Source organism: Hymenobacter sp. M1-2 (assembly GCF_057808495.1).
Genome location: NZ_JBTYZO010000011.1, coordinates 170,765 through 197,319, shown reverse-complemented (window position 1 = coordinate 197,319; position 26,555 = coordinate 170,765). Strand labels below are relative to the sequence as shown.

Annotated in this window: 23 protein-coding genes; 6 read left to right on the top strand and 17 right to left on the bottom strand. The window is 57.2% G+C overall.

Annotated elements, in window-relative coordinates; all coding sequences use genetic code 11:
• Positions 1-77: 77 nt before the first annotated feature.
• The 7 genes from mraY to ACYSMN_RS12680 all read right to left on the bottom strand — a co-directional run bounded on the left by mraY (position 78) and on the right by ACYSMN_RS12680 (position 8,718).
• Positions 78-1,298 (bottom strand): phospho-N-acetylmuramoyl-pentapeptide-transferase, encoded by a 1,221-nt coding sequence (gene mraY, locus ACYSMN_RS12710; RefSeq protein WP_488924259.1) that lies wholly within the window; start codon positions 1,296-1,298, stop codon positions 78-80.
• A 299-nt stretch (positions 1,299-1,597) separates the two neighbouring features.
• Positions 1,598-3,085: a UDP-N-acetylmuramoyl-L-alanyl-D-glutamate--2,6-diaminopimelate ligase gene (locus ACYSMN_RS12705; RefSeq protein ID WP_488924258.1), complete on the bottom strand. Its 1,488-nt coding sequence runs from the start codon at positions 3,083-3,085 to the stop codon at positions 1,598-1,600.
• 128 nt (positions 3,086-3,213) lie between these two features.
• On the bottom strand, positions 3,214-5,604 hold the full coding sequence (locus tag ACYSMN_RS12700; protein ID WP_488924257.1) for a penicillin-binding protein: 2,391 nt from the start codon (positions 5,602-5,604) through the stop codon (positions 3,214-3,216).
• Complete coding sequence (locus tag ACYSMN_RS12695) at positions 5,588-6,331, bottom strand: FtsL-like putative cell division protein (RefSeq protein WP_488924256.1); 744 nt, start codon at positions 6,329-6,331, stop codon at positions 5,588-5,590. The genes ACYSMN_RS12700 and ACYSMN_RS12695 overlap by 17 nt, the downstream gene beginning before the upstream one ends.
• Before the next feature lie 161 nt (positions 6,332-6,492).
• Positions 6,493-7,428, bottom strand: a complete 936-nt coding sequence (gene rsmH / locus ACYSMN_RS12690) for a 16S rRNA (cytosine(1402)-N(4))-methyltransferase RsmH (protein ID WP_488924255.1) — start codon at positions 7,426-7,428, stop codon at positions 6,493-6,495.
• Positions 7,425-7,898, bottom strand: coding sequence for a division/cell wall cluster transcriptional repressor MraZ (mraZ, locus tag ACYSMN_RS12685; protein WP_488924254.1), 474 nt, complete (start codon positions 7,896-7,898; stop codon positions 7,425-7,427). Before mraZ ends, rsmH begins: the two co-directional genes overlap by 4 nt.
• A gap of 421 nt (positions 7,899-8,319) precedes the next feature.
• On the bottom strand, positions 8,320-8,718 hold the full coding sequence (locus ACYSMN_RS12680) for a winged helix-turn-helix transcriptional regulator (protein ID WP_488924253.1): 399 nt from the start codon (positions 8,716-8,718) through the stop codon (positions 8,320-8,322).
• Between the two features lie 244 nt (positions 8,719-8,962).
• Between ACYSMN_RS12680 and ACYSMN_RS12675 the strand changes: the two genes are divergently transcribed.
• The 6 genes from ACYSMN_RS12675 (at position 8,963) to ACYSMN_RS12650 (ending at position 15,516) form a co-directional block, all read left to right on the top strand.
• Positions 8,963-9,538, top strand: coding sequence for a hypothetical protein (locus ACYSMN_RS12675; RefSeq protein WP_488924252.1), 576 nt, complete (start codon positions 8,963-8,965; stop codon positions 9,536-9,538).
• Positions 9,539-9,608: 70 nt separating this feature from the next.
• The gene (locus ACYSMN_RS12670) at positions 9,609-10,481 is read left to right on the top strand and encodes a substrate-binding periplasmic protein (RefSeq protein WP_488924251.1); all 873 of its coding nucleotides are present in this window, start codon (positions 9,609-9,611) and stop codon (positions 10,479-10,481) included.
• A 512-nt stretch (positions 10,482-10,993) separates the two neighbouring features.
• Positions 10,994-11,443, top strand: a complete 450-nt coding sequence (locus ACYSMN_RS12665) for an HYC_CC_PP family protein (protein ID WP_488924250.1) — start codon at positions 10,994-10,996, stop codon at positions 11,441-11,443.
• A gap of 98 nt (positions 11,444-11,541) precedes the next feature.
• On the top strand, positions 11,542-13,893 hold the full coding sequence (locus tag ACYSMN_RS12660; RefSeq protein ID WP_488924249.1) for a TonB-dependent receptor: 2,352 nt from the start codon (positions 11,542-11,544) through the stop codon (positions 13,891-13,893).
• Positions 13,894-14,007: 114 nt separating this feature from the next.
• Positions 14,008-14,382, top strand: coding sequence for a heavy-metal-associated domain-containing protein (locus ACYSMN_RS12655; protein WP_488924248.1), 375 nt, complete (start codon positions 14,008-14,010; stop codon positions 14,380-14,382).
• Between the two features lie 393 nt (positions 14,383-14,775).
• On the top strand, positions 14,776-15,516 hold the full coding sequence (locus tag ACYSMN_RS12650) for a LytR/AlgR family response regulator transcription factor (RefSeq protein WP_488924247.1): 741 nt from the start codon (positions 14,776-14,778) through the stop codon (positions 15,514-15,516).
• Here the strand turns inward: ACYSMN_RS12650 and ACYSMN_RS12645 are convergent.
• The 10 genes from ACYSMN_RS12645 to ACYSMN_RS12600 all read right to left on the bottom strand — a co-directional run bounded on the left by ACYSMN_RS12645 (position 15,494) and on the right by ACYSMN_RS12600 (position 26,489).
• Positions 15,494-17,590: a sensor histidine kinase gene (locus ACYSMN_RS12645; RefSeq protein WP_488924246.1), complete on the bottom strand. Its 2,097-nt coding sequence runs from the start codon at positions 17,588-17,590 to the stop codon at positions 15,494-15,496. The genes ACYSMN_RS12650 and ACYSMN_RS12645 overlap by 23 nt on opposite strands.
• A 285-nt stretch (positions 17,591-17,875) precedes the next feature.
• Positions 17,876-18,568, bottom strand: a complete 693-nt coding sequence (locus ACYSMN_RS12640; RefSeq protein ID WP_488924263.1) for a fatty acid desaturase — start codon at positions 18,566-18,568, stop codon at positions 17,876-17,878.
• Positions 18,569-18,755: 187 nt separating this feature from the next.
• A complete protein-coding gene (locus ACYSMN_RS12635) occupies positions 18,756-19,604 on the bottom strand; it encodes a 4-hydroxy-3-methylbut-2-enyl diphosphate reductase (protein ID WP_488924245.1) in 849 nt (282 codons plus the stop codon).
• A 133-nt stretch (positions 19,605-19,737) separates the two neighbouring features.
• Positions 19,738-20,937, bottom strand: coding sequence for a carboxypeptidase-like regulatory domain-containing protein (locus tag ACYSMN_RS12630; RefSeq protein WP_488924244.1), 1,200 nt, complete (start codon positions 20,935-20,937; stop codon positions 19,738-19,740).
• A 100-nt stretch (positions 20,938-21,037) separates the two neighbouring features.
• Positions 21,038-21,514, bottom strand: a complete 477-nt coding sequence (locus ACYSMN_RS12625; RefSeq protein ID WP_488924243.1) for a hypothetical protein — start codon at positions 21,512-21,514, stop codon at positions 21,038-21,040.
• A gap of 69 nt (positions 21,515-21,583) precedes the next feature.
• The gene (locus ACYSMN_RS12620) at positions 21,584-22,426 is read right to left on the bottom strand and encodes a phytoene/squalene synthase family protein (protein ID WP_488924242.1); all 843 of its coding nucleotides are present in this window, start codon (positions 22,424-22,426) and stop codon (positions 21,584-21,586) included.
• 103 nt (positions 22,427-22,529) lie between these two features.
• Positions 22,530-24,011 (bottom strand): phytoene desaturase family protein, encoded by a 1,482-nt coding sequence (locus ACYSMN_RS12615; protein WP_488924241.1) that lies wholly within the window; start codon positions 24,009-24,011, stop codon positions 22,530-22,532.
• 251 nt (positions 24,012-24,262) lie between these two features.
• Complete coding sequence (locus tag ACYSMN_RS12610; protein ID WP_185887152.1) at positions 24,263-24,778, bottom strand: sigma-70 family RNA polymerase sigma factor; 516 nt, start codon at positions 24,776-24,778, stop codon at positions 24,263-24,265.
• A 302-nt stretch (positions 24,779-25,080) separates the two neighbouring features.
• On the bottom strand, positions 25,081-25,998 hold the full coding sequence (locus ACYSMN_RS12605; RefSeq protein ID WP_488924240.1) for a MerR family transcriptional regulator: 918 nt from the start codon (positions 25,996-25,998) through the stop codon (positions 25,081-25,083).
• 2 nt (positions 25,999-26,000) lie between these two features.
• On the bottom strand, positions 26,001-26,489 hold the full coding sequence (locus ACYSMN_RS12600) for a sterol desaturase family protein (RefSeq protein ID WP_488924239.1): 489 nt from the start codon (positions 26,487-26,489) through the stop codon (positions 26,001-26,003).
• Positions 26,490-26,555: the final 66 nt, after the last annotated feature.

Here is a 26,555-nt window from a genome sequence, read left to right as displayed (position 1 = left end):
CAGAAGTCGCAGAACGTTCTGCGACTTCTGCGTACTCCTCTGCGCCCTCTGCGGGAACCAACGCTTGTGCCACTCATCTATCTCAATTTCAGCGTTACCAAAGTCAATACTGCCAACATGATGCCCACAATCCAGAAGCGCGACACGATTTTGGATTCGTGGTAGCCAAGCTTTTGGTAGTGGTGGTGCAGCGGCGACATGCGGAGCAGGCGGCGGCCCTCACCGTACTTGCGGCGGGTGTATTTGAAGTAGCTTACCTGCACCATCACCGACAGGTTCTCAATCAGAAAAACCCCGCAGAGCACCGGAATCAGCAGCTCTTTGCGCACGATGAGGGCCAGCACCGCAATGATGCCGCCAATAGCCAACGAGCCGGTGTCGCCCATGAACACCTGCGCCGGGTAGCTATTGTACCACAGAAAACCCACGCAGGCCCCCACGAAAGCAGCACAAAAAATGACCAGTTCACCCGAGTTTGGGATAAACATGATGTCCAGGTAGTCGGCCAGCAGCGCGTTGCCGCTCACGAAAGCGAAGATGGCCAGCGTGGTGCCGATGATGGCCGAAGTCCCCGCCGCCAGCCCGTCGAGACCATCCGTAATGTTGGCGCCGTTGCTAACGGCCGTGATGATGAGGATGACGATGGGAATGTAGAAGAAGGCGTAGTACTCGTTGAAAAAGTCGCCGGCCGTGGCGAACAGGTCGCCGTAGTTCAGCTCGTTGTTTTTCAGGAACGGCACCGTCGTAATCATCAGCTTCACATCCTGGTACACAGTGCTGGCATCCACGGCCGAAGTGAGGCCGTTGTTCAGCAAGTATTGGCGCACCGTCACGTCGTTGGAAAAGAACAGGACCCAGCCCACCGTCAACCCCAGGCCTACCTGGCCCATAATCTTGAAGCGCCCGGCCAGCCCTTCCTTGTCCTTTTTCACCACTTTGATATAGTCGTCGATGAAGCCGATGAGGCCCAGCCACACGGTGCTCAGCAGCATGAGCACGATGTAGATATTATCGAGCTTGGCGAAGAGCAGCACCGGCAGCAGAATGGCCAGCAGAATGATGAGGCCGCCCATCGTAGGAGTACCCTTTTTCTCCATTTGCCCCTGCAAGCCCAGGTCACGGATGGTTTCGCCGATCTGTTGGCGCTGCAACAGCCGGATAAGCGGGGCGCCAAAAAACTGCGCAATGATGAGCGAAGTAACGATGGCCAAAGCCGCCCGAAACGAGCTGTATTGCATCACGCCCGTGCCCGGCACATGGTGTACTTTGTAGAGGTAGTTGAAGAGGTAATACAGCATGGGCGCGAGGTCAGCAGGTTGCGGTCAGGGTTTCAGCAAGCTGCAAAGGTTCGGGTTTTTCGGGGTTCGGCAAGCGTTGTGTTTGTGCGGAATTCTGGTAAAGGCAGGTTCTGGCAAGGAAATTTTAACTGTCATTGCGAGCAGCGCGAAGCAATCCTTCCTCTCTCTGCGCGAAGCCTACTGAAGCGACAAGTCTTTATCATTGGTTACCATACTAATGCCAGAGGTTTGGCTTACAAGTGAGGTTTTCTGCCTAGAGAGGAAGGATTGCCACGGCTGCGCCTCGCAATGACAGAGAATTATTTACCCAATAGCTCAAACATCTCCTGCAATACCTTTTTATCGTCGAAATCGGTGCGGACGCCTTTCACTTCCTGGTAGGTTTCGTGGCCCTTGCCCGCCACCAGCACGATGTCGCCGGGGCCGGCAAGCGTGACGGCGGTTTTGATGGCCTCGCGCCGGTCCGGGATGGTGAGGACTTTGGCCAGGTCCTGCGCTTTCACGCCGGCCTGCATCTGGGCCAGAATATCGTTGGGGTCCTCGAAGCGGGGATTGTCGGAAGTCAGCACTACTCTACTCGAACCTTGGCAGGCCAAGTTTGCCATGATGGGGCGCTTGGCGCCGTCGCGGTTACCGCCGCAGCCCACCACCGTAATCACCTGCTGCGTGGGCTGGCGAATGTCGGCAATGGTTTGGAGCACGTTTTCCAGCGCGTCGGGCGTGTGCGCGTAGTCCACGATGCCCGTTACGCGGGTCTTACCGGACACGATAGGCTCGAAGCGACCCGGCGCCGAGAGCAGGCCCGAGAGCACCGTCAGCACTTCCAGCGGCTCCTCCCCTAGCAGCACCGCCGCCCCGTACACGGCCAGCAGATTGTAGGCATTGAACACCCCGATGAGGCGAAACTGCGCGTCGTGGCCATCTACTTCCAGGTGCAGGCCGTGCACGGCGTTTTCGAGCAGCTTGGCCCGGAACGTGGCGGCTCCGCGCAGGGAATAAGTTTCGCGACGAGCAGCGGTGTTTTGTAGCATCACCAGGCCGCGCTTGTCGTCGGCGTTGGTGAGAGCGAAGGCCGTTTTGGGCAGTTGGTCGAAGAAGCCTTTTTTGGCCTTCAGATAGTTCTCGAAAGTGCCGTGGTAGTCGAGGTGGTCGTGGGTGAGATTGGTGAAAATGCCGCCCGCGAAGCGTAGCCCCGTCACGCGGTGCTGCACGACGGCGTGGCTGCTTACTTCCATGCAGGCGTGCGTGCAGCCGGCGGCCACCATGCGCGCCAGCAACTCGTTCAGCCGGATGGCGTCCGGGGTGGTATGCGTGGCCGGAATTACCTCTTCGTCTATCTGATTCTGCACGGTGCTGAGCAGGCCGGTGTGGTAGCCCAGTTCCCGGAGCATCTTGTGCAGCAGCGTGGCGCAGGTGGTTTTGCCGTTGGTGCCCGTTACGCCTAGCAGTTGCAAGCTCCGCGATGGATGCCCGTAGAAAGCCGCCGCCATGTGCGCCATGGCCTCCGCCGAATCCTTCACCTGCACGTACGCCGTGGCTGAATTAAGCTCCGCGGGCAGCTCCTCGCAAACAATAACGGCCGCCCCCTGCTCCACGGCTTTCGCAATGAACTGATGCCCATCGGTAGCCACGCCGCGCAAGGCGAAAAACACGAAGCCGGGCGCCGCTTGCCGCGAGTCGAGCGTGAGACCCTGCACGGGTACATCAGTAGGGCCGTGCTGCGCCGTCACGTTCACGTCGGCGAGCAAGGAGAAGAGCGGGGGCGTTATTTCTTTCGGGTTCGACAAGGGCTTTGAGCTGGTTTGATTGCCAAATTTGATTGCCAAATTTGATTGCCAAATTTGATTGCCAAATTTGGCTGGCTTCGTTCTGATTGAGGCCCTACTAGAAGGCGCAGAGAGTTTTGCTGAGTTGCCTAGGCTTTCTTGGCTTTGGCCGGCGCGGACTGCTGAGTTACCTGCTTGGCCGGCTTGGCCGCAGGTTTCGACTCTGGTTTCTTCTTGGGTTGATCTGGGACCGAAGCTGCGTTGGTGGCCGTAAGGCGCGCTTTGGCTTTAGCGGCCAGTTCGCGGGCTTTGGCCGTGAGGTCGGTATCGATGGGCGTGAGCAGCTTGTTCTCGGCTAGCTGACTTGGGGCGGGAGCTACCACCGGTGCTGGGCCGGGCCCAGCCGAGCGTTGCCCAATCGGCGCCAGCACTAACGCCACGACGGTGCCGCGCTTCACGGCCGTGCCCGCCACCACCGACTGTGCCTTCACGCGGCCGGTACCCTGGGTGCGCACGCGCAGGCCACGATTTTCGAGCAGAAACAGCGCGTCGCGCAGGGTTAGACCAGTTACGCTGGGCACGCGGCCGGGGCGTACGGGTAGCGGCTGCAACGCCAAAGCATCGGCGTCGCTGTCGGTTTTAGGCTGGATGCGCACCCAGTCCTCTTCGGGCGCAGCGCCTTCGCTCTTCACCCCGATTTGCTCGCACACCAGCCGCAGCTCGTCCTGCATTCCGGCCTGCACGTAGGGCACTTTGGCTTTCTGCATGGCACCGCGCGCCAGCAAGGGGCGCTGGCTGGCGTCGTCGCGGGCCATTACTTTGTCGGCTACTTCGCGGAACACCGGCGCGGCCACATCGGCCCCGTAGATGCGGCCTTTCTTGGGTGAATCGACTACTACGATGCAGCTGTACTTGGGCTTATCGGCGGGGAAATAGCCGCAGAAGCTGGTGGAATACACCTTGGTATACGCGCCGTTCTTGAACTTCCAGGCCGTGCCGGTTTTGCCCGCAATACCAAAATCCTCGGACCGAATACTGCGGGCGGTGCCTTCCGTCACGACGCCTTCCATCATGGCTTTCACCTTCGCCAGCGTCTCGTCGGAGCAGATTTTGGGGTTGAGCACCGTGGGCTCGAAACGCTCCAGCACCTTGTCGGCCTGCTTGATTTCGCGCACTATTATCGGCTGCACCTTCACGCCGTTGTTGGCCACGGCATTATAAAAGGCCAGCGTCTGGAGCGGGGCCAGCTTCAATTCGTAGCCAATGCTCATGGTGGTGAGCGAAGTGCGGCTCCAGGACCGGTCCTGCGGGTCTTTCACGTAGGGTCGTGCCTCGCCCGCCATCTGGAAGCCGAGCGGCTTGTGCAGGCCAAAACGCTTCAGGTGGTCGGCGTACTTCTGCGGGTTCTTGCTGAACTGCCGGTCCACAAGCACCGCCACGCCAATGTTGCTCGACTTCTCGAAAACCTGCTTCACCGTAATTTTGCCGTAGCCGTGCGAGTCGGTTTTCACGGCCCCGCCAATGTACATGCGGCCGTTGCCGGTGTCTACCATATCATCAAGGCTGATGTCGGGGTTTTCCTCGAACAGCGCCATCATGGAAGCCAGCTTGAACGTGGAACCGGGCTCGGTACGGCCCTGGTCGGCAATGGCGTAGTTGTAGTCTTCGCGGTACACACCCTCGGCCACCTTGCCCAGGTTAGCCACGGCTTTGATAGCGCCGGTCTGCACTTCCATCAATATCACGCAGCCGTATTGGGCATTATTATCAACTAGCGACTTGTAAAGCGCATTTTCGGCCACGTCTTGCAGGTTGATGTCGAGCGTGGTTTGCACGTCGTAGCCCGGAATGGGCTTTACTTCAGTGCCGTCGTAGATGGGTTTGTTGCCGCCGGGCAGGCGCTCAAACAGCGCCTCGCCGTCTTTGCCGGCCAGGTGGCGGTTGAAAGTAAATTCCAGTCCCGCTCCGTTTTTGTCTTCATTCACGAAGCCAATGGTGCGCTGCGCCAGCCCGCCAAAAGGCCGAAACCGTTTATCGACCTTCTCGAAGATTACGCCGCCTTTGTTTTTGCCTTCCCGGAAGATAGGCCACTGCGCCAGCTCTTTCTTCTCCTGATAGTTGATCTGCCGCGAGTTCAGCCGGATGTAGCGTACGGAAGGCTTGGCCAGCTTGGCGTTCTTGAGCTTACGCTTATATTCCGATACGCTTCGGTCGCCGAAAAAATGCGCTAGCTGAATGGCGAGCGAATCCACGTCCTTATCAAACACTTCTGTATCGACCACGCTCGGGTCCCAGGCCACCCGGAAGAAGGGCAGCGAGGTAGCCATAATGCTTCGGCCGTCGTCGGCGAGGATGGTGCCGCGGGTGGCAAACACCGGCTGGTACACCACCCGACGCTCTTGTTCCAAAGCCCGCCACTTCTCCCCTTCCTTGAACTGAATACTGGAAATCTTCCAGACCACGGCGCACGAAAACAGGCAGACGCCCAAAAACGCCAGCCGTACGCGCGTAACGATGGATTTTTTAACGCTTCCTTTCATGCTTCACAGGCTTTTTCGCGCGGGGAGCAGCGGGTTCTTGGGTGGCTTCAGCCGGCTCGCCTGTTGCATCCGTCCCGATAGGCACGGGCGGCGCGCCAACTTCAATGTTCATCGAATCGAGCGGACCCACCGGGCCGGCGCGGCGTAGCGAGTCCCGCAGAGCCCGAGCGGCTAGTGAGTCGGCCGTAAGCACGGGCACCAGGTCCAGCGCGGCCTCATCAAGGCGGCCAGCCGGCACCTCGATGCGGAACGGCGGCGAGGAGCTTTCCACCAAGCCGTAGGCAGCTACTTTGCGCGCCACTTCGCTTTGCTTGCTGGCCTCCATGTAGTCCGATTTGAGCGTGGTGTAGTCGGCGCGCAGGTCTTCCGTCTCCAGCTTGAGCCGCTGAATGCTGCGGTTCATGCGGGTGGCGTAGTGCGTGTTGCCGATGTAGACCAGAATCAGAAACATCACGAACAGCACGTGCGGCAGGTAGCGCACCGGCAGCCCTTCTCGAAACAGCCCATCCATGCGCGTGAGCCGCTCCAACAGCGAAAACACGCTCCACGAGCTGCGCGGAGTCGTGCGTTCGGGCCGCGGCGCTTTTGGTGCTTTGGGGGGCTTCGGCGCGGGCTCTGGTTCCGGCTCCACGAGCACCGGCGCAGGTACATACTCCGGCTCCGCCACCGGACGGGGCACGTTGGCGCGGGGCTGGCTAGCGACGGGTTTTATGGTATTAAGAGCCACTTTGTTGAGAATTAATAATTAGCAATTAGTAATTAATAATAAGCAATGAGTGGCCCACCGTACTTGGCCCCAAAGAGCACATGAGCACAGCTTCCATTAAGCATGGTAGCAGCAATTGTGCGCTCAACGACGGAGAATTTTTCATTACTAATTATCAATTACTAATTCTTAACTCCTACCCGCAGCTTCGCGCTCCGAGCCCGACTGTTTAGGGCTACTTCGTCGGCGGAAGCTTCGATTGGCTTGCGGGTCAGGACTTCGAAAGGGGTGTGCGTATGGCCGAAGAGGTCTTTCTCGGCTTCGCCGAAGAATTTTCCTTTGGCCATGAAGTTCTTGACTAGCCGGTCTTCCAGCGAATGGTAGCTCATCACCACCAGCCGCCCACCGAGACGCAGCACCTGCGCCGTTTGCTCCAGCATTTCCTGTAGCGCCTTCATTTCGTCGTTGGCCTCGATGCGCAACGCCTGGAATACCTGCGCCAGGTACTTGTTTTCCTTGCCGCGCGGCGTGCAAGAAGCAATAGCCTTCTTCAGCCCAGCTATGGTATCGATAGAATGCCCCCGCCGTGCCATAGCTACCGTTTGCGCCAGCGTGCGAGCATTGGTCACTTCGCCGTACATCCCAAAAATGCGGTGCAAGTCGGCTTCCGGGTACTCATTGATAATGTCAGCGGCTGTAGGTCCGTCTTCGGCGTTCATACGCATGTCGAGCGGCCCATCGAAGCGAGTAGAGAAGCCCCGCTCCGGCGTATCAAACTGATGCGACGATACGCCCAGATCGGCCAGCAGCCCATCCACCGGCAGCGCGTCGTGGCGCAACAACTCGGCGTGCAAGTCGCGGAAGTTGCTGCGGATGAAGGTGAATTGCGGCCGGGCCAGCTTGGCGGCTTCCTGCTCGGCATCGGCATCCTGGTCGAAGCTGTAGAGGTGGCCCGTCGTGAGGTGCTCCAATATGCGCGCCGAGTGGCCCCCACCCCCAAACGTAACGTCCACGTAGCGGCCATCAGGTCGCAGGTCTAGCGCCTCTAGGCACTCACGCAGCATCACGGGCCGGTGGTAGGCGGTGTCGTTTAGGTAATTGTTGGGTGTGTTGCTCATGCGGCCAGAGAGCCGCTGGGCCCGGTTTCGGTGGTCAGGAATTTCTGGGCCAGCTTGGAGAAGCTTTGCTGGTCTTTGATGAGGAACTCGTCGTAGCGCGCGGTATCCCAGATCTCGCAACGATTGCCAAGACCTACAATGATGGCCTCTTTCTCCAGGCCTGCGTAGCGTCGCATGGAGCCCGGCAGCATGAAGCGCCCAATAGTATCGAGTTCCACCTCGGTCATGCCCCGGAAAAAGTTGCGCTGAAACTGCCGGTATTCCTCATTGAACTCATCCAGCGCCATCACCTTATCGTGAATCACGCGCCACGACTCGCGCGGGTACAGCACGAGGCACGGCTCGAACCCGCGTACCAACACCAGTTGGTTGCCGGAAGCTTCCGGCAGGTTGCCCTTCACCTTGGCCGGCAGCACGAGCCGCCCTTTCGGGTCGAGCTTGCATTCGTATTCGCCGGAGAGCAGGTTCATGGAGTGGACACAGGAGAGGGTTGATAGCAAAAGTACACAATGCCTCAGAAAAGGCAACCACCATTTACCATTTTCTACCACTTCCTGAAACTGCCTTCCTAAGGCTATAGAGGCCATTTTTTGAGATTAGCCACGCTCGCAGGGATTTCTGCAGCAAGTCAGCAGACTTATATTGACAGAATGGCAGTCTCAATAACACGCCGCTGGCGACGGTCTAAGCGGCGCAGCTGCCCAGACCGTCAGCCACCTAACCGAGCCGGTTTCTTAACCGGCGGACGCGCAGCGGCCATGCGGCCCCGTGCCGCCCGGACGAGGTAGCCAACATAGCTCATGGATTTTCCAGCACGCCAGTTTGGGGACTGGCTCGGCTTGGGAGTCTTTTAATCTTCAGTCGAACCGGCGGCGTAATGATGGCGCCTTTTCAGGCAACCGTGGTGCTTGCAGCAGCTTCCTTCAATACTTCCTGCAACTCACAGCCGGCTATGTTCGCAATGCCCTGCTCCGCCATTTGTCGTAGGCCCCAGCTTTCGAGCAGGGCAATGAAGGGCAGCAGCTCCCGGCCGGTGGCGGTGAGCTGGTACTCCACCCGAGGGGGCACTTCCAAGTATACGGTGCGGGTGAGCAGGCCATCGTCTTCCAGCTCACGCAGGGCCTGGGTCAGCATTTTGGGCGTGACGCCGGTAATGACGCGGCGCAACTGTCCGTAGCGCAGCACGTCGGCCTGCAAGTGATACAGGATGCGCCCCTTGTGCTTGCCGCCAATGCGTTGAAAGGCATAGTCAATGGCGCAAACGGCTTCGGGGTGCTTTTTCTGACTCATGACTAAAATTAAATCGTCTGATGATCAGCATTGGTACCTAATCAGTACCTAGTGCACTTAAAAGTGCATACTTGACCGCGGGATACCGGCAAAGGTATCTTTGGTTTACCAAGCAGCCAAACGCGAGGGGCCGGTATGAGAACGGTTGAAATTCTAGCTTTTAGCCTGGAGGAACTTCAATCTAAAAAGCTTTGGTAGTCAGACAATTGACTTTTACACCCTGTTCATTTCACTTAAACTCGTCATGATTAATCGTGCTGATTTTTTCGTCCTGGCTCTCATGGTCGTGCTGTTGCCGGCCGCCGCGCTGGCCCAGCAAGTGCCCCTCACCTTCACGCGCCAGCAGGGCATAGGGCCCGAAAACAGTCTGCTGGCGCAGCGCGTGGGTATCTGGGACGTGGTGGAGACAGTGGGCAGCGACTTGGCGGCAACTCCCACTGTGCTCAAGCTAGTGGCGGAGCGCAAAATGGTAGGCGCGTTTCTACAAGAAACCATCCGGCCTTCTCTCACCTCGACGCAGGTGCTGCGCATCGACTACCTGAGCTTTCACCAAGGCGAGGGGCGCTGGAAATACGTGTCGATGGACATGCGCGCGCCCGTGGGCATTATGTCGGCCGCGAGCTTCGGCACGGGCAAGCCGGGTCGGATTGACCTCACCTTCGAGCCCCTGACTGACCCTAATTCGGGCCAGTTGCTGCAAATGAGCCAGGCGGTGCTGCTGCAAGATGCCAACCACGACCGCAAAGAACAATCCTTCGTGGTTGCTGACGGCAAAGGCACCATTTCCTCGCACACATACGTCTACACGCGCCGCCCCTAGCGGCCCGGCGGTGCCTGGGCCAGACCCGGGTGCTGCGTGAAAACAGTTCCTCTCTGTTGTCAGCTTTCCTATGGCTAACTGTCGTTTTTTCCTGGCCTGGGCCGTCGCGGTGGCCTTGCTGCCGGCCGTAGTGATGAGCCAGCAAGACCCGGCCACGGCCACGCTTCTACAAAAGCCAGGGCCCGATACGGCCGTGCCGGCGCCGGGAGTTAGCCGCCGGATCGATGAAATCAAGCAGCGTGGGGCGCTGCGGGTCGCGGTGCTTGATGAGTATCCTTGGCTGGTGCAGAACCCGGCCGGCGCGGCACGGCCATTTAAGGGGCCAGCGTGGCGGCTGGCCGAGGAATACGCCCGCCGTCTCGGGGTGCGGCTTGAGACGGTGCCGGTCAGCTTCGATAACAAGATGTCTATCCTGGCGAGCGGGCGGGCCGACATCACTATCGCGCCGCTGTTGATGACGCCGGCACGCGCGAAAATTGTGGACCTCATCCCTTACTCCATGTCGGCCCAGGCACTGTTTGGCCGGGCCGACAATCCGAAACTGGCGCGGGCCCAAGACATTAGCGACCTAAACCGGCCCGACATCACCATCGCCTATATCGCCGGCTCGCCGCAGGGCGCTTGGCTGCAAAAGCGGCTGCCCCTGGCCGCCCGCCGTCCCATTGCTGGCACTCTGGCCGAAGTGCCGGTAGCCGAAATCCTGGCCCGACGTGCCGACGTGACGACCATTGATAAATTTTTCTTCGCCGGCCTGGCCAAAAAAAACCCGGGGCTCGTGGCCTTGCCCAAAGACTATCTTAATAGCCAAGAGCTGCCGATTCCCATCGGCTTGGCCATTGATAAGAATCAGCCGGCGTTTCTGGCTTGGCTACGGGCAGTAGCCCGAAGGATAAAGCCGCAGGTCGCGGCCGAAGAAACGCAAGTGAAGAAGGCGGGCAGTTGAGACCATTGCGGTGCGGGCTTGGCAGTATCACTCCAGCAGCCGGGTAAGTTGGGGGGCGAGATGCCATGTAGACCGCCTTGCCCCCATCGAGCGCGACTCGCAGGGTGCACCAACACTATCTGGCGAAGATACCAGCACTTTCCTGAAGCAATTTTGGAGTCGCTGTCTGGTAGGGTGGACTTTCAGTCCGCGAGTTGCCGGGCCTACGCCGCTGGCGACGGTCTAAGCGGCACAGCCGCCCAGACCGTCAGCCACCCAACCGAGCCGGTTTTTTAACCGGCGGACGCGCAGCGGCCATGCGGCCCCGCGCCATCTGAGCGAGGTAGCCAACATAGCTCATAGCTTTTCCAGCACGCCTGAAGACTGGCTCGGCTTGGGAGGCGAACAGTCACGGCGCGGTGCGCCTTAAAACTGCCGCCAGGTACTGCCGCTCGCGGCCAACCGAAATAGTACACCACTCCATCAGTATTCTGCACCTGTATTTCAGCGGCTCGCGTTGTATCTTTGTGGCTGTGAAGCGTCCTCTCTACCACCGGCTATTCAGCGCGCTACTAGCTCTGCTCGTCCTCTCCGCCTCGGTGGGGCTGACGGTGCAGCGGCATACTTGCCGGGAGAGCGGCCGAACGACGGCGGCCATCGTGTTCAGCACGCCCAAGCACCGCTGCCCGGCTCCCAAGCCCACAAAGCCAGTGGAGCATCAGCCCTTCACGCAGAATAAGCTGAAAAGTGCGTGCTGCGACTTTCAAGCCCATTTTCACAAGCTAGATGTGCCCGCGCCGGAGTTGGCCTGGGCCAAGCTGCTGACGCCTCCTTTCGTAGCCGACTGGCTCTCCACTTGGCAGTGGCCTACGTTGCCGCCGGCTCCGGTAGTAGCCCGCGCCGCCACTTGGTACGCCTCCGACAGTTCGCCGCCGCGAGCGGGCCGCGAGTTACTTACTTTCATCAGAGTGCTAGTCGTCTAGCATTCTTTCCGCCTGGCCCTATGGGGCTGGCATCGAGAAGCCATGCGCAACTGCGCAGGTTATTGTTTCTCCGGAATGAATGCTAACTTACTGACTATATGCACCCTGTCTTCGGGCCTCGTATGGCAGCTGCTTTCAGCCTCGCGCTAAGCACCGCCGTCACGGCTATGGCCCAATCCGCTACCGATGTCATTGCGCCCGTGCGCGGCCAGATTACTGATGCCGCCGCTGCTACTCCACTGCCAGGAGCCGTGGTGCGCTGGCTCGGCGCTCCCATCGAAGCCGCTACCACCGACAATACGGGTAGCTTCTCGTTGGCTCGCCCGGCCCGAGCCGAGGCCGGCCGTCTCATTATAAACGCCCTTGGCTACCGCGCCGATACCGTAGCCGTGGCCGCTACTGGTTCGCCCTACGTGCGGGTGGCATTGCGGGCAGGCGCGGAGCTTGGCGAGGTGAAAGTGGAAGGCCGCGCGCCCTCTTACTCTTCGCTCACGCCCACCAACACGCAAGTGATTACCAGCCGCGACCTTACCAAATCGGCGTGCTGCAACCTGGCCGAGAGCTTCGAAACCAACGCGGCCGTGGAAGTTTCGACCACCGATGCCGTGTCGGGAGCCAAGCAAATTCAGTTACTTGGGCTTGATGGTGCCTACTCCCTGCTGACCGTCGACAACCTGCCCGCTCTGCGCGGCTTGGCCACGCCTTATCGGCTAGGCTATCTTTCCGGTACTTGGATCGAAAGCATCGACATCATCAAAGGCATGGGCTCGGTGGTGAATGGCTACGAAAGCATTGCGGGCCAGGTGAACGTGCGCCTCAAGGAACCTGAGAAAGCCGAGCGGCTGCTGTTCAACGCCTACGGCAACGACCTCGGCAAATTCGACCTCAACCTGAACCTGGCCGCACCCGTCAACAAAAAGCTCAGCACCGCCTTCCTGCTCCACTCCGACCATCTCGGCCGCCGCGTCGACCGGAACAAGGACGGGTTTATGGACCTGCCACTAGCCACGCAGTACAACGTGTTCAGTAAGTGGAAATACAAGTCCGGCAACGGTATTGTGAGTGAGGTGGGCTTGGGTGCTCTGCGCGAAACGCGGGAAGGCGGCCAACTGGGTTTTCGGGCTGGGGAAGGTGATGCGTATGAGCGCAACTACGGTTTCACGAGCCGTACGAACCGCTACACGGGCTTCGCCAAAACTTCTTACACTTGGCCGGGCCGCCCCTACCAAAGTCTGGGCCTGCTGCTAAGCGGCACCCACCACGACTTCGCGTCCACCTATTCCTACGGGCTGCCCATAACGCCCGACAGCAGCCGGCGCACCATGCGCTTTTACGATGGGACACAACGTACAGGCTTAGCCACGTTGCTATTCCAAAGCGTGCTGGGCACCACGGCGCACACCTACCGTCTGGGCCTGAGTTATCTCTACGATGACTACCAGGAGTTTTTCGGTACGGGCATCAACTACTCCACCGAGACCCCGGAGCAGCGGTACGCCCGGGAGCACCGCAACCGCCGCGAAAACGTGCCGGGCGCTTTTGCGGAGTACACCTACCAGAACTCGCGCAATCTGACGCTGGTAGGCGGGTTGCGACTAGACCGCCACAACCTCTACGGCTGGCAGCTTACGCCCCGCTTCAACGTGAAGTACGATGCAGCCAAGAATACCGTGTTGCGCTTCGCGGCGGGCACGGGGTTCCGGGTAGCCAATCCCATTGCCGAAAACAGCGGCGTGTTACTCAGTTCGCGGGAGTTCATCATCCTGCCTAATCTGCGGCCCGAAAAGGCGTGGAATGTGGGGGGCAGTTTCACGCAGTATTTCACCTTCGCTGGCCACCCGGCCACATTCATCGCCGATTACTACCACACCAAGTTCCAAAACCAAGTAGTAGCCGATATGTACACGTCTCCCACCTTGCTGGTAATTGGTAATTTGGAACGCGGTGGACGGTCCTTCTCGCGTAGTTTTCAAACCGAGGTGCAGGTAGAGCCCGTGAAAGGACTTACCGCGAAAGCGGCTTACAAGTACCTTGATGTGCGCACCACTTACACCGGGGAGTTGCTGCCCAAACCGCTCACGGCACCGCACCGGCTGTTTTTCAACGTGGGCTACGCCACAGCTTTCGACAAGTGGCGGGCCGACCTGACCGTGCAGGGTTTCGGACGGCGCCCCCTGGCGCACAATCCGGGTTCCGAAGGCCACCAGCACGGAGCTGGCGAGATGGAGTTGCCGTATGCCCCGCGGTTTGCGCTACTTAATATGCAGGTTACGCGGGCTTTCAAACGGTTCGAGGTGTATGCTGGCGTAGAAAATCTAACCAACTATCGCCAATCCGACCCCATTTACAGTGCCAGCCAGCCTTTCAACCAAAGCTTTGATGCGGCGATGGTATGGGGGCCCACCTACGGCCGGCTCACCTACGCCGGCCTGCGTTTCCGCCTCGATTAGGTGTGTGGTCAAACCTGCTTTTAGCCAACAAGTGGCACAGTTTTCGTCATCGTACAACTTCTTTCGTCTTCTTTTTTCGTGCTTGAGCACGTTATTTTCTGCCTCATGAACCGTATGAAAGTTCTTCTGCTTCCGGTGTTTGCCCTACTACTCGCACACACCACTTCCGCCCAGACTGCTGCTAAAGCCAAAGGTCCAGCCACGGAACAAGTGCAGCTCAAAACGTCTGCCGTGTGCGACATGTGCAAGAGCCGCCTCGAAAAGGCTATGGCCTACGAAAAAGGTGTGCAGGCGGCGGTACTCGATGTGCCAACCCAGGTGCTCACGGTTACCTACCGGCCTGATAAGACCACCCCGGCCAACTTACGCGGCGCCGTCCAGCGCACTGGCTACGATGCCGATGCCCAGCCAGCGGAAGCCCGCGCCTACGAACGGCTGCCGGACTGCTGCAAAAAAACCAACGCCGTCCACTCCGGCGACGGCCGCTAGATCAGGAAAGCGTTAGGCCCTCCCACGCAAATCTTGCATGAGAGGGCCTAATCTTTTGGGCGGCTACACTACTTTTGTAGCCGCCTTCTTTGGGTATTCAATATTGGGGCCCGTCAAAAGTCCGGGGTGTAGTACAAGAAAGCTAAGTAGTGCCGAAGATTTCAGTGCTGTCAGTTGAATTACGCTTCTTCTGCGGAATTTGCAGACAACAAATGAAAGTAAACAGAAGCTACTCAATTACGTCGGTTGAGTTTGATAAAGTAGAGCAAAGCGGTTTACAGGTAGATGTACATGGCAATATTTTCGGTTAAGATTGATTTATGCTTTTAGATTGAAGGCAAATTATTTACGATTCTCTTTATATTCACCCGGCTACCCGCAACTTTGCTTTTCATGAAGATAACTTGCTTGCTGCTTGATGATGACCCGCTGGTGTTGGACCTCTTGCAGGCCTACGTGGCAATGACGGATATTTTGGACGTGAAGGCAACTTTCACCGACCCGCTGGAAGCCCACAAATATCTGACTACGAACGATGTGCAGGTGCTGTTTTCTGACGTCACCATGCCGCACCTCAGCGGCCTAGATTTGGTTCGCTCTCTGCGTCAGCCCCCCTTAGTGGTGCTCATGACTGCTCACCCGCAATACGCTATGGAGGGCTTCAATCTAGATGTCATCGACTTTCTGCTCAAGCCTATTTCGCTCGACCGGTTTTTGAAGGCGGTAAACAAAGTAGCTAGTATTCTTCGCACCAACTCGCCCGAAACGGACCCAAAGCAGGATTTGCTGTCGGGCTGGGGTTCTTTTTTCATTCGCACCGATGCGCAGTTTGTGCGCCTACACTACCGGGACGTGCTTTACATAGAAGCCCTCAAGGATTTCACGAAGATTAATACGGCTGATGGGCGCACGCACCTTACGCTCGTGAATCTGAAAAATTTAGAGGAGCAGCTACCAGCGGGCTTGTTTGTACGCACTCATCGGTCCTACCTCGTCAATGCCTCACAGATAGATTCGGTGAGTAACCTAGAGGTGCGTGTGGGGGGCCACGCCTTGCCCCTAGGCCAAACGTACCGGGACCGAGTTACGGAACGGGTGGTTAACCGGACGCTTATCCGGCGGCAGCAACAGTAGCAGTTATCTGGACCGGAGTGTCGGGTAGCAGGGGCAGCGTATCGGGCTCAGCAACGGGCAGCGTGAAGCGAAATGTAGTACCTTGTCCGGGCACGCTGTCGAAGGAGATTTGGCCTCCGTTGCGCTCCACAAACTCTTTGCATAACCGCAAGCCTAGTCCGGTTCCTCTTTCGCGCGCTGTGCCAAGAGTGGTGTACAGCGTCGCGTTGCCGAATATTTTTGCGTAATCCTCTGGCACAATGCCAACACCCGTGTCCACCACGGAAACCTCCCACAACTCGTTGAGTTGCCGCGCCGCTACCGTAATGGTGCCCTCCTGGGGAGTAAACTTGATGGCGTTGCCGATGAGGTTGCGCAGCACTAGCCGCACCATATTAGGGTCGGCGCGCACCAAACAGGGGTCGGGCAGTTCCGTGAGCAACAGTATGCTCTTGCGCTCAGCATCGGCTAGCAGCAACGCCAAGGCTTCCTCAATCATAACGGCCAACTGAATCTTTTCGGGCCGCACCTTGTCGCCCTGCATTTGAGAGGCCGACCAGTTTAGCAGATTATCGAGCAAACGTAGGGTGACGTCGAGTGTGTGGCTGAGGCGTTCCGAATGCGCGGCCATTCGCTCGGGTGGCAGCACGCCCATATTCAGCAACGAGAACATGGAATACAACGAGCTGAGTGGACTGCGCAGATCGTGTGAGATAATGGAGAAGAGTGTGTCCTTCGTGCGGTTGAGGCGCCCGAGTTCTTCCTTTTGCTGATTGATAGCGCGGTTTTTCTGCTGCAGCAACCGATTGACACGTGTTTGCTCCCGCCGCCCCCTGTACAGCGCCGCTACGGCCAACATCAACAGCGTGGCCCCGACTCCGAGCATGTTGCGCATCATCTTCTGCCGGCGCAGGTTGGCATCCTGAATTTGGCGGTCTTTGGTAAGCAACTGGATTTCCCGTTCCTTTTTCTCGGTTTCGTAACGGGTCTGTAGCTCCGCAATCTGCGCAGCGCGGCGTTCCACAAATACGCTGTCCTGCAGAGCCGAATAGCGCCGTTGGGCTTCTAAAGCGGCTGGATAGTTGTTTGTCCGCTGATACAAGTCCGCCAACTTCTGGTACAAGTCGCTCACCTGAATTTCGGAACCGCCGCGCCGGGCTAGCGGCAACGCCTGCCGTAGCGTCTTTATGGCTCCTGCTTGGTCCAGGAGCGAATCTTGCACCACAGCTAAAGACTGAAATGCGGCGGCCCGACGCGCGGGCGGCGTTGTCAGATAAGGCAACTGGCCCAAGGCTCGGGTGTAGAAAACCATTGCCAGTTCGTAATTACCGACATCCTCGTACACCCGACCCGTGCTGGCCAAGGCTTCACCAGTCCGGATGCTGTCGCCTGTCTGCCGGGCATCTTCTAGAGAGCGACGCAGATAGTACAAGGCACGGCTGTAGTTGCGCAATTGATGGTGCGCTAGCCCGATGGCGTTGAGAGCAGCCGTTTTGCCAGAAGGGCTTTCGGCCTGCTGCCATTCCGTGTATGCTCGTTCGTGGCTGGTGAGGGCTCGTTGCCATTTTCCTTGTGCGCCGTACAGCTCGCCCAATTGCTCATACAACTGCGCCATAGCCGTTGGGTTGCGCAAAGATTGAGTGAGCCGCATCGCCTGCATGTAGGTATTATAGGCTTGGCCCGTATCCCCTTCTATGTACTGGGCCCGCCCCAACAGGCGGAGAGCCTGGGCCCGGCCATGCTCGTTGTAGGCTTGTTGGTACAACCGCAGAGCTCGCTTGAAATAGCGCAAAGCTTGGTCGTACTGCTGCTGCGCCTGATACGCCTGCCCGATGGCCAGGTACGCTGCTCCTATATCGGCAGCATACCCGCTCACACTAGCTAGATGCAATGCTTGCTCGCCTTGCAGCAAGGCGGCAGCTGGGTTAAGCGGCAATAATTGCTCGCTACGCCGCAGATACTGCGCCACGGTTGTGAGTTCTGCTTGCGTATTTTTAGCCTGCCCCAGTGCCTGCCCTGCTACCAGCCACAACAGTCCGCCAAGCAGCCATTGCCGGCACCAGTAACGCGGTTTGTATGAGAAGACGAATAGCATTTTTGCAAGAAGAACTAAAAAGCTTCCATTCGTTGGTAGCAGTGTTGCACTACCGCCTTAAGAAAGTTAAGAATATGCTGCATAATCCGTGCCCCATCGCACAACTGATTCCTTAGAAAAGCTATAAGCGAAGAGTATTATTAGCTACGTAAAGCCCCCGCAACAAATCATTATCTTACTATAAATGATTGACTTATAAAAGGAGATGCCGAGTTCGAATAAAAGCAAAATAATGCCAGAATATTTTTTACTCCGGCTGCTTACACCCTACTCTGGAACCGCAAATCATCTGCCTTCCTTGGCTTGCCATAGTCGCCACCACGGCAAGTAAGGTTGGTCGTGGTGTTCGTAATGGTAACCGAAAAAGTAGCAGCTTACGAAGGCCCACAGATGATGTTGAAATTGGCTGCGCGACTTGTGGGCGTTATCGGGAGCGTGGTTACCACGGTGCGGTAAATAGGTGCCGAAAAAGAACAGTTGTAGCGTTGCTAGCACAGCCGGTAGCATCCAAAAGGCAATAACGTTGGCTTGTGGGAAGAAAAGCTTCAGCACATTGTAGGTAGCTGCCATCAGCAGCACTTGCCACCAAGTCACATAATTCCAGGCAAAGCGAGCAAACCAGGCTAAAAAGCTCGCGTGGTATCCATCGTGGAAATCAGGGTCCTGTTCGGTGGCAACGTGGCGGTGGTGAGCGTGGTGTTTGGGCAGCATCCGCGGAAACCAATTGAAGGCGAACAAGCCTGCCGCCAAGGTTCCTAAAGCATTGTTCAAGCGCTTATTAGGACTCACCACTCCGTGCATGGCATCATGAGCCGTGATAAACAGGCCAGTATAAAGGTGAGTTTGCAGCAGCCCCAGCAGGTAGGGCCAAGGCGTCGTCCAGTCGGGGTGATAAAACGCCAGTAAGTACGTCAACAGCGCCACCCAGGTAATTATTACGGCTACAGCAACTAGCACGCCCTTGGCGCCTAACGGCATAGGCTTTACCCTCGGAGGAGCCGCTGAATTACTGAGTTGCTGGGTAGTGAAAGCCATAGGCTACAGACGAAAATGGCCGTGAGAAGGTGCGACAACACGCTGAATTAGTCGGCAACTTGCAAATCTACATCGGCTTGCTTCTACATGGCGCAGACGCCACTTTATCCTACTTACTTGGCGCGCTACTCTACAGTGCCAGCAGTGCGTCGCGTACTTGCTCCATAAGCCACATGGGCGTGCTGGTGGCACCGCAAATACCTACCGATTGGCCTGGCTGGAACCATTCAGAGCATAATTCCTCCACTTTGGAAATGAAGTGGGTACGCGGGTTGGTGTCTTTGCAGACTTGGTAGAGCACTTTGCCGTTGGAGCTTTTCGTGCCCGATACGAACACGATTTGATCGAACTGAGCGGCAAATTTCCGCAAGTCTTTGTCGCGGTTGCTTACCTGCCGGCAGATGGTGTCGTTGGCATTCACCTGGTAGCCGCGCTGCTCTAACTCGCCTTTGATACGGTAGAAGGAATCGGTGCTCTTCGTGGTTTGGCTGTAGAGCGTGATGTTGCTTGGTAGCTCATGGCTGAGCAATTCGTCCAGGCTCTCAAATACGACGGCGTTGCCACTAGTCTGGCCTAGCAGGCCGCGCACTTCAGCGTGGCCGTGCTTGCCGTAGATGAAGATTTGGTCCTGCTTGTCGTAGGAAGTTTTGATACGGTTTTGCAGTTTGAGCACCACCGGGCAGGAGGCATCGACGAGCGTGAGGTTGTTTTGCAGCGCCATTTGGTAGGTGCTCGGCGGTTCACCGTGCGCCCGAATCAGGACGGCTTCGTTGCGAAGTTGCTCTAGTTGCTCGTAGTCGATGATGCGCAGGCCCCGTTGCTCCAGCCGCTGCACTTCTTCATCGTTGTGCACGATATCGCCAAGGCAATACAGATAACCCTGCTCCTTAAGCAGGTCTTCCGCCATTTGAATGGCATAGATGACGCCAAAGCAAAAGCCGGAGTTGGGGTCGATACGGACGCTCAGATGGTACGGCATAGCTGACGAATTAACCACCAAAACGGGAAGAAGGTTATTGTTCCGGGACCTGGGGCTGCAAAAGTTACGTAATTCAACACAACAGTAGATTACCGTTTAGGATGATACTACCACATTTGGATGATTCGGGTTTTTAGAATCTCCCAAATACTTTCCGGCCCTCAAAATCCCGAATTACCTCCTGCTCGATTGGGCTAGCCTTTAGCACCTCATTTTCCTGCCAAAATTGCGCGTTATATGGCTTCTTCATCACCTGCTCCAAATCGCGCGAGTGACGGCCAACATCTTCGTAGGTGTGGCCAGGCTGACGGCCAGTATACTGGTAAAAAAACAAGTAGGCTGACACCTGCGTGCTATCGGAGCGGCCATTAGCGGCTCGGATTACGATGGTGCCCTCCGCCCGCGTGCTGGCCAGCCGCGTCAGGGAATCAGTGAGCGGCGCAAAATCCGATACCAGCCGAAAACTGTCCGTCACGCGCTGATATTCCGGCCCCATCTTGAAGGTGAGCATGTTGCTGAGCGGTAAGAACTGTTCCTGGCGGCGCAGCACGGCGGTTTGCACATCGATGTAAAGCATGCCGGCCGTAGCTGGCTGGCGCACTTCTGGGCGCGGCTCGAATTTTATAACGGCGGTTTCGCGGCCTTGCTCCGTGAGAATGTGGCGTAGCGTGAAATGAAACTTCTTGGCAGCATCCCGCCCGAGCGGCACCAAGAGTTTCTCACGCAAAGCATGCTGGCGGAACACCGGTATGCGGCGAATGAGCGACGAAAAGTTGGTGAAGGTGAAGCCGCCCGGCGTAAAAGCATAACGTGACTCGCCCAAGTCCCAGCCTTCGATGAGGCGGTTGGAAAACTTGACATCGTAGAAAGCATCGAAAAACTCTCGGTACTGCCCGCCCTGACGGGTTTTCTGGCGGTAGAAAGCTTTACCGTATTGCTGGTCCCGGGCATGACGCAACAGTTTGGCACTAGCTCGTTGCACCAGTTCTTCCGCCACTTTCTCAGGGTTGCGCACTGTCACTTCGGGCAAAGCCACTGCACTAGCTTTCAGCGTGATTATCAGCGGAACATCTTTCTCCCGCGCTTCCACTTCGGTTCGGCTGTAGCCCATGCTGAGTACCACCAGCCGCTGTGGCAAGGCCCCGGCGCGTAGGCTGAACTCCCCTATCTCATTGGTTGCTGTGCCATTGGAGCCATCGACGAGCCCCACGCTGGCGTACGGTATGGGCCGCTGCTGCTCGTCCACCACTCGCCCCGTAAGCAGTATGTTTTGCGCCGAAGCCGACAGACTGGCTAAGTTCAGCATTATTAGCACCAGGATTGTAGCGCGCATAATGAAGTTAAATAAAGAAAAACTGCCTTCCTCACAGACACAAAAAAGCGGAGCGCCGTTGGCAGGCGCTCCGCTTTTCATGCTTGGAACATACAAAATGCTACGATGAAATGCGGCCCAGCTTTTGGGCATCTTCTGCCGAAACATGGCCTCGCCCTACCAGAAACTCCCGCACCAAGCCGAACGACTCCGCATCGAGGCCGGAGCGTGGGTGCTGCAACAGCGTTTCGACAAGGAACTGCCGGTCTTCTTCCACGTGCGTGCTAAGTCCTAGGAAACTGGGCAAGTTGCTTTCCACACTCAGGCGCAGAAAACGAATTTCGGCGTTGTTGGTATCCAGCTTCACGGCCTCGTCAAATTGCTTGGCGGCGCTTTGTACGTAAGTTAGTTTGTTGAACATGGACGCGTCGCGGGCCCGGATGGCCTCAGCAGCGGCTTTGTAGGCCAGCACTACCGCGTTGCGCTGGTCGTAGGCAGCCATTAGCTTATGGAACTGCTCGCCGGCTTCTTTGCTGGTGGCGGCTTGCTGGTATTGGCGGCGTAAGTTGGGAAGCGAGTAGGAAGTGGCGTCGGACACGAACGGGAAAAGAGTCAGGAGGAAGGTGAGAACAAACAAAAGCAGCTTCACTGGGCAGCAGATTCGTGGCTAAATGGCCCGCAGGCGGTAGCGAAAGTACGAACCCATCAGCAAAAGCAGCTTGGTATTATCTGGTACGCGCACCCGCTCGCCCAGGATGCGAGCCGCCGGCAACTGGCGAATTTTATGGAACAGCTTGAGGTAGTATACGTAGGCCAAGTACACGCCTAACTTGGCGGAAGTAGGCAGCTGCATAATCCCGATGTAAGCGGCATCGAAATCGGCCCGGATATCAGCCTCGATTTCCTGCTTCACCTGGTCGTTGAACCGCTCGTACTGCACGCCAGGGAAGTAAACGCGCCCGCGCTCTTCGTAATCGGAACGAATATCACGCAGGAAATTCACCTTCTGAAACGCCGAACCGAGCCGCCGAGCGGGCTCGCGCAGACGCGTAAACAAGGCGTCGTCGCCCTCGCAGAAAATGCGCAGACACATCAGCCCTACCACTTCCGCCGAGCCGTAGATGTAGCGCTCATAGAGCGACTGATTGTAGCTGCGGTCGTCGAGGTCCATTTCCATGCTGTACAAAAAGGCGTCGATGAACTCGCGGTCGATGCCATACTCCCGGACTACGTCCTGGAAAGCGTGCAGTACCGGGTTTAAGCTCAGGCCTAGCTCCAAAGCCTCGTGAGTCTGGCGCTTGAAATCTTCGAACAGCGCGGCCTTATCGTGATCATGAAACGTGTCCACTATTTCGTCGGCCCAGCGCACGAAGCCATACACAGCATATACCGGTAAGTGAAACCGTGCGTCGAGCGTGCGAATGCCGAGCGTAAACGAGGTGCTATAGCGCTGAGTAATAAGCTTGCTACAGGCCCGGCTGGTTTCGGTGAAAAGGGCAACGTGGTCCATGTGTTTGAATTAATAATTAGGAATTAGTAATTAAGAATTTGCTTACTGCGGCTTGAATTGCCGAAAGTCGCCTTCCTCTTTACTAATTCTTAATTCTCAATTATTACTTACTAATTCTCTGCTCCTTTTCCACTTCCTGCGCCACTACTTGGCCCGAGATGAGCGAAGGCGGCACGCCGGGACCGGGCACGGTAAGTTGACCCGTAAAATACAGATTACTGACTTTTTTGCTTTTCAGGGCTGGCTTGAGCACGGCTGTCTGGCGCAAGGTGTTGGCCAGGCCGTAGGCATTGCCTTTGAAGCTATGATAGTCCTGCATGAAATCCTGGTGGGCGTAGCTGCGCTTGTACACTACCGCGTCGCGGATGCTGTGGCCGCAGTGGCTCTCCAGCCTATCCATGATGAGGTTATAGTAGTGCTCCCGCGTCTCTTCCGGGTCGGGTAGATCAGGCGCCACCGGAACGAGCAGAAACAGGTTTTCGCAACCCGCTGGCGCTACGCTCGGGTCCGTTTGGCTGGGCGCCGACACGTAGAACAACGGGCGGCTGGGCCATTTCGGTTGCTCATAGATTTCCTCGGCGTGCAACGCGAAGTCCTCATCGAAAAACAGATTGTGGTGGCGCAGTTTGTCTACGCGTCGGTTCACGCCCAAGTAGAACAGCAACGACGACGGCGCCATAGTCCGGGAATCCCAGTACGCCTTGTCGTATTGCCGCCACTGCGGGGCCAGCAGATGCTGCTCGACGTGGTGGTAGTCGGCGCCGGCTATCACTACATCGGCGGGCCGGAAGCCGGTGGCGGTTTGGACGCCGGTGGCGCGGCCCTTTTCCACTACTATTTCGCGCACTTCCTGGTTGTATTCTAAGGTCACGCCGCGCTCCTGGGCCAGCGCCACCATGCCTTCCACAATCTTGTGCATGCCGCCCATTGGGTACCAAGTGCCCAGCGCCAGGTCGGCGTAGTTCATGAGTGAGTAGAGCGCGGGCGTGTTTTCGGAGGTAGCTCCAAGAAACAGAATCGGAAACTCCACTAACTCCAGCAGGCGGGGGTCGCGGAAAAACTTGCGCACGTGCTTGTGCATGCTTTGCAGCAAATCGAGGCGCAGGGCATCCACGAGCAGGCGCGGGTCGGCAAATTCGAGTAGGGAGCGGCCGGGCATGTGCACGAACTTGCCAATGCCCACCTGGTATTTATAGGCTGCCTGCCGCAGAAACTCATCGAGCCGGGCGGCGCTGCCGGGCTCATATCGTTCGAACAACGCGCGCAGCTCGTCCATTGCCGCCGGAATATCCACCGCTTCCGACCCCTTGAAAATCACCTGGTACGAAGGGTCGAGCCGCGTCAGCTCGTAGTAGTCTGCTACTTTTTTGCCGAAGCGGGCGAAGTACTGCTCGAAGATATCGGGCATCCAGTACCAGCTCGGCCCCATATCGAAGGTGAAGCCCTGGGCCTGAAACACGCGCGCCCGGCCGCCGGGGCCTTCATTTTTCTCTAGAATCGTGACGCGGTAACCGCGCTGGGCAAGCGAAGTGGCCGCCGACAAGCCCGCGAAGCCGGCCCCAATGACAATGACGTGTTTACTCACAGAAACTCGCTGATTACACAACTACGGACCAGCTCCTGCCGCCCTGCACTTACAAAGGTGCTCATAATACCGCCCGAAGCAACCGACGTTCAACGCTCGTTTCGGGCGGATACTAAGCTCAACTGCCGTTTAGCCGCAATTGTTGGCTTGTTGCTCAAATGCCCCAACACAAACGGGCCGCGAACAGCGCCAATTGGCGTCGTTCGCGGCCCGTGATACGCCCGGGGCGGGGTATACTCTCTCCCTATTCCCTACACGCCGGGGGCGTATACCTTCAGCGCATCCTTCAGCTCCTTACGAGCAATGTGAATGCGGTTTTTGACGGTTCCAATGGGGATTTGCAGCTTCTCCGCAATTTCCAGGTACTTATAGCCGATGTAGTACATCATGAACGGTGTCCGGTAGTCGGCCGACAGGCTGGCAATAGCCTGGTTGATATCAGTTACTACGAAGTCGGAGGTGGCACCGTTGTGCGTAATGTAGTTTTCGTCGGTGTTGAAGTACTGGAAGTACTCGGTACTGTCAATGTTACTGTTGCGCTTCGTTATCTTGTTGTAATTGTTGATAAACGTGTTGCGCATGATGGTGTACAACCATGCCTTCAGGTTGGTGCCGGCTTTGAACTTGTCCTTGTTGAGCAGCGCTTTGAGCAGGGTTTCCTGCACCAAATCCTTGGCATCGTCAGCGTCGCGGGTCAGGTTCATCGCCACGGGCTTCAGCGAGTAGGAAATCTTCTGTACTTGATTGGTGAATTCCAAAGAGGTCATGCTGTTTAGCTTTTCGTGGCAAAAAGTTAAACAAATATACGAGGCAAATCGAAAGTAGGGCACTGACTAGCCAACTATTTTCCAAGGCATTTACCGCGCTTGTTTAACGCCTGCCGGCAAAGTACGAACCAGCTGATTGTCAGGGCTTCCTTATTCGTGCAAGATTCGGGGAAGTCTTTTGCAAGCCCCACTGAAGGGACTCCTCAACGACCTGATAAGGAGGCTTTAGACCAAGTAGAGCTCTGTTTGAGTGTATCAACACTAACTGGCGCAGCCGCTACCCAAGCCAAGTTATTTTTTTGTTAAGCGGGCTCTGCCGCCGACTCAACCGTAGCTAGGCGTAGCTCGTCAGCTAGCATTAGGAAGTCGGTCATCAGACGCGGACGCACAGTGTTGGGAGGAAGCACCAGTGTTTCGGTATGCGCGAGTGGTCCGTACAACAACAGTTTGGCACCTTCGCAAAGCTGCCGCAAGTCGTCTACGAATTCTTGCAGCCGGTCTCGTTCCGGGGAAGCTGTCAGGACGGTGCCTACTACGTGCGGCTGGTAGATCTTGCAGATCGACTTCAGTTCCGTTACCGGCAGGTTCTGGCCGAGGTAAAGTACGTGGTGGCCTCGGGCCCGCAGCGCATAATTCATAAACAGCAGTGCCAGCTCGTGCAACTCCCCCGAAGGCAGGAACAACACCCAACGGCGGGCGGCGGTAGTAGTTACGGCGGGCAGAGCGTCGGTGGCAGTCATCATCTTCTGCCGCAGCAGATGCGTGAAAAGATGCTCCTGCGCCGGGGTTACACTACCAGTTTGCCACATTACTCCAATTCGCTGCAAGAAGGGATACACCACGTGCATCATGGCTTGCTCAAAGCCAACCCTACGGATGGCACGGTCGAGCAATCTGTTCATTTGCGGCTCGTCGAGTACTAGCATCGCCGACATCAACGCGTGCACTTGCTGGCAGTAATCGTTGGAGTCGTCGTGGCAGGAAACTACGGCATTGGAAATTTCCTGCTCGCTGAGTTGCGCGATTTTGGAAATACGATACCCCCGGCCGCAAAGAGTGGCCACATTCAGCAAACGCCGCAGGTCATCGTCGCAGTAAGTGCGGATGTTGGTGGCGGTGCGAATGGGGCGCAAGATACCGTAGCGCTGCTCCCAAATGCGAATGGTGTGTGCCTTGATGCCCGAGAGCTGCTCCAGGTCACTGATTGAGTAATGTCCCACAATTATTGGCCTCCTTCACTTTTTTCCAGAGATACGGCTCTAGGCCGCAAGATCCGGGTTGGGGCGGGCCGCCGCAGGGCCAACGCGAAATATTTCGGCGACACCCACAGCAAGCCAAATTCCTCGGACCCGTGGCGGGTAGTAACCTTATGATGCATCTTGTGCGCCATGTTCAAGGCTCGCAAGTAAGTGTTGCGCGACTTGCGCCAGAACCGGAGCCGACCATGAATCAGCACGTCGTGGACGAAGAAGTAGAGCGTGCCGTAGGCGGCAATTCCCACTCCCACCCAGAAGCGCCAGTCTTTCTGCGGCGACCCATACACGATGAGCAAGGCCGATAAAGAACCGTAGAACAGGAAAAAAAAGTCGTTGCGCTCGAAGTGGTGGGGGTGCCGCACGTGGTGCGAGCGGTGCAAAAACCACAGGGGCCCATGCAGCACAAACCGATGCATGAACCACGCTACGAATTCCATTCCCAGAAAAGTAGCCATAGAAATTCCCAGGGCTGCCGAAATCGTCATGTGGAGCTAACCGCGAAAGAAGGACAGAAGTTTGAA

What these genes read in the sequence shown, in the direction of transcription:
- ACYSMN_RS12630 (WP_488924244.1), bottom strand. Translation starts at nt 20,937, where the DNA reads ATGCGCGCTACAATCCTGGTGCTAATAATGCTGAACTTAGCCAGTCTG.
- ACYSMN_RS12670 (WP_488924251.1), top strand. Translation starts at nt 9,609, where the DNA reads ATGGCTAACTGTCGTTTTTTCCTGGCCTGGGCCGTCGCGGTGGCCTTG.
- mraY (WP_488924259.1), bottom strand. Translation starts at nt 1,298, where the DNA reads ATGCTGTATTACCTCTTCAACTACCTCTACAAAGTACACCATGTGCCG.
- ACYSMN_RS12680 (WP_488924253.1), bottom strand. Translation starts at nt 8,718, where the DNA reads ATGAGTCAGAAAAAGCACCCCGAAGCCGTTTGCGCCATTGACTATGCC.
- ACYSMN_RS12700 (WP_488924257.1), bottom strand. Translation starts at nt 5,604, where the DNA reads ATGAAAGGAAGCGTTAAAAAATCCATCGTTACGCGCGTACGGCTGGCG.
- ACYSMN_RS12645 (WP_488924246.1), bottom strand. Translation starts at nt 17,590, where the DNA reads ATGCTATTCGTCTTCTCATACAAACCGCGTTACTGGTGCCGGCAATGG.
- ACYSMN_RS12600 (WP_488924239.1), bottom strand. Translation starts at nt 26,489, where the DNA reads ATGGCTACTTTTCTGGGAATGGAATTCGTAGCGTGGTTCATGCATCGG.
- ACYSMN_RS12650 (WP_488924247.1), top strand. Translation starts at nt 14,776, where the DNA reads ATGAAGATAACTTGCTTGCTGCTTGATGATGACCCGCTGGTGTTGGAC.
- ACYSMN_RS12610 (WP_185887152.1), bottom strand. Translation starts at nt 24,778, where the DNA reads ATGACCTCTTTGGAATTCACCAATCAAGTACAGAAGATTTCCTACTCG.
- mraZ (WP_488924254.1), bottom strand. Translation starts at nt 7,898, where the DNA reads ATGAACCTGCTCTCCGGCGAATACGAATGCAAGCTCGACCCGAAAGGG.
- ACYSMN_RS12635 (WP_488924245.1), bottom strand. Translation starts at nt 19,604, where the DNA reads ATGCCGTACCATCTGAGCGTCCGTATCGACCCCAACTCCGGCTTTTGC.
- ACYSMN_RS12640 (WP_488924263.1), bottom strand. Translation starts at nt 18,568, where the DNA reads ATGCCGTTAGGCGCCAAGGGCGTGCTAGTTGCTGTAGCCGTAATAATT.
- ACYSMN_RS12675 (WP_488924252.1), top strand. Translation starts at nt 8,963, where the DNA reads ATGATTAATCGTGCTGATTTTTTCGTCCTGGCTCTCATGGTCGTGCTG.
- ACYSMN_RS12660 (WP_488924249.1), top strand. Translation starts at nt 11,542, where the DNA reads ATGCACCCTGTCTTCGGGCCTCGTATGGCAGCTGCTTTCAGCCTCGCG.
- rsmH (WP_488924255.1), bottom strand. Translation starts at nt 7,428, where the DNA reads ATGAGCAACACACCCAACAATTACCTAAACGACACCGCCTACCACCGG.
- ACYSMN_RS12655 (WP_488924248.1), top strand. Translation starts at nt 14,008, where the DNA reads ATGAAAGTTCTTCTGCTTCCGGTGTTTGCCCTACTACTCGCACACACC.
- ACYSMN_RS12620 (WP_488924242.1), bottom strand. Translation starts at nt 22,426, where the DNA reads ATGGACCACGTTGCCCTTTTCACCGAAACCAGCCGGGCCTGTAGCAAG.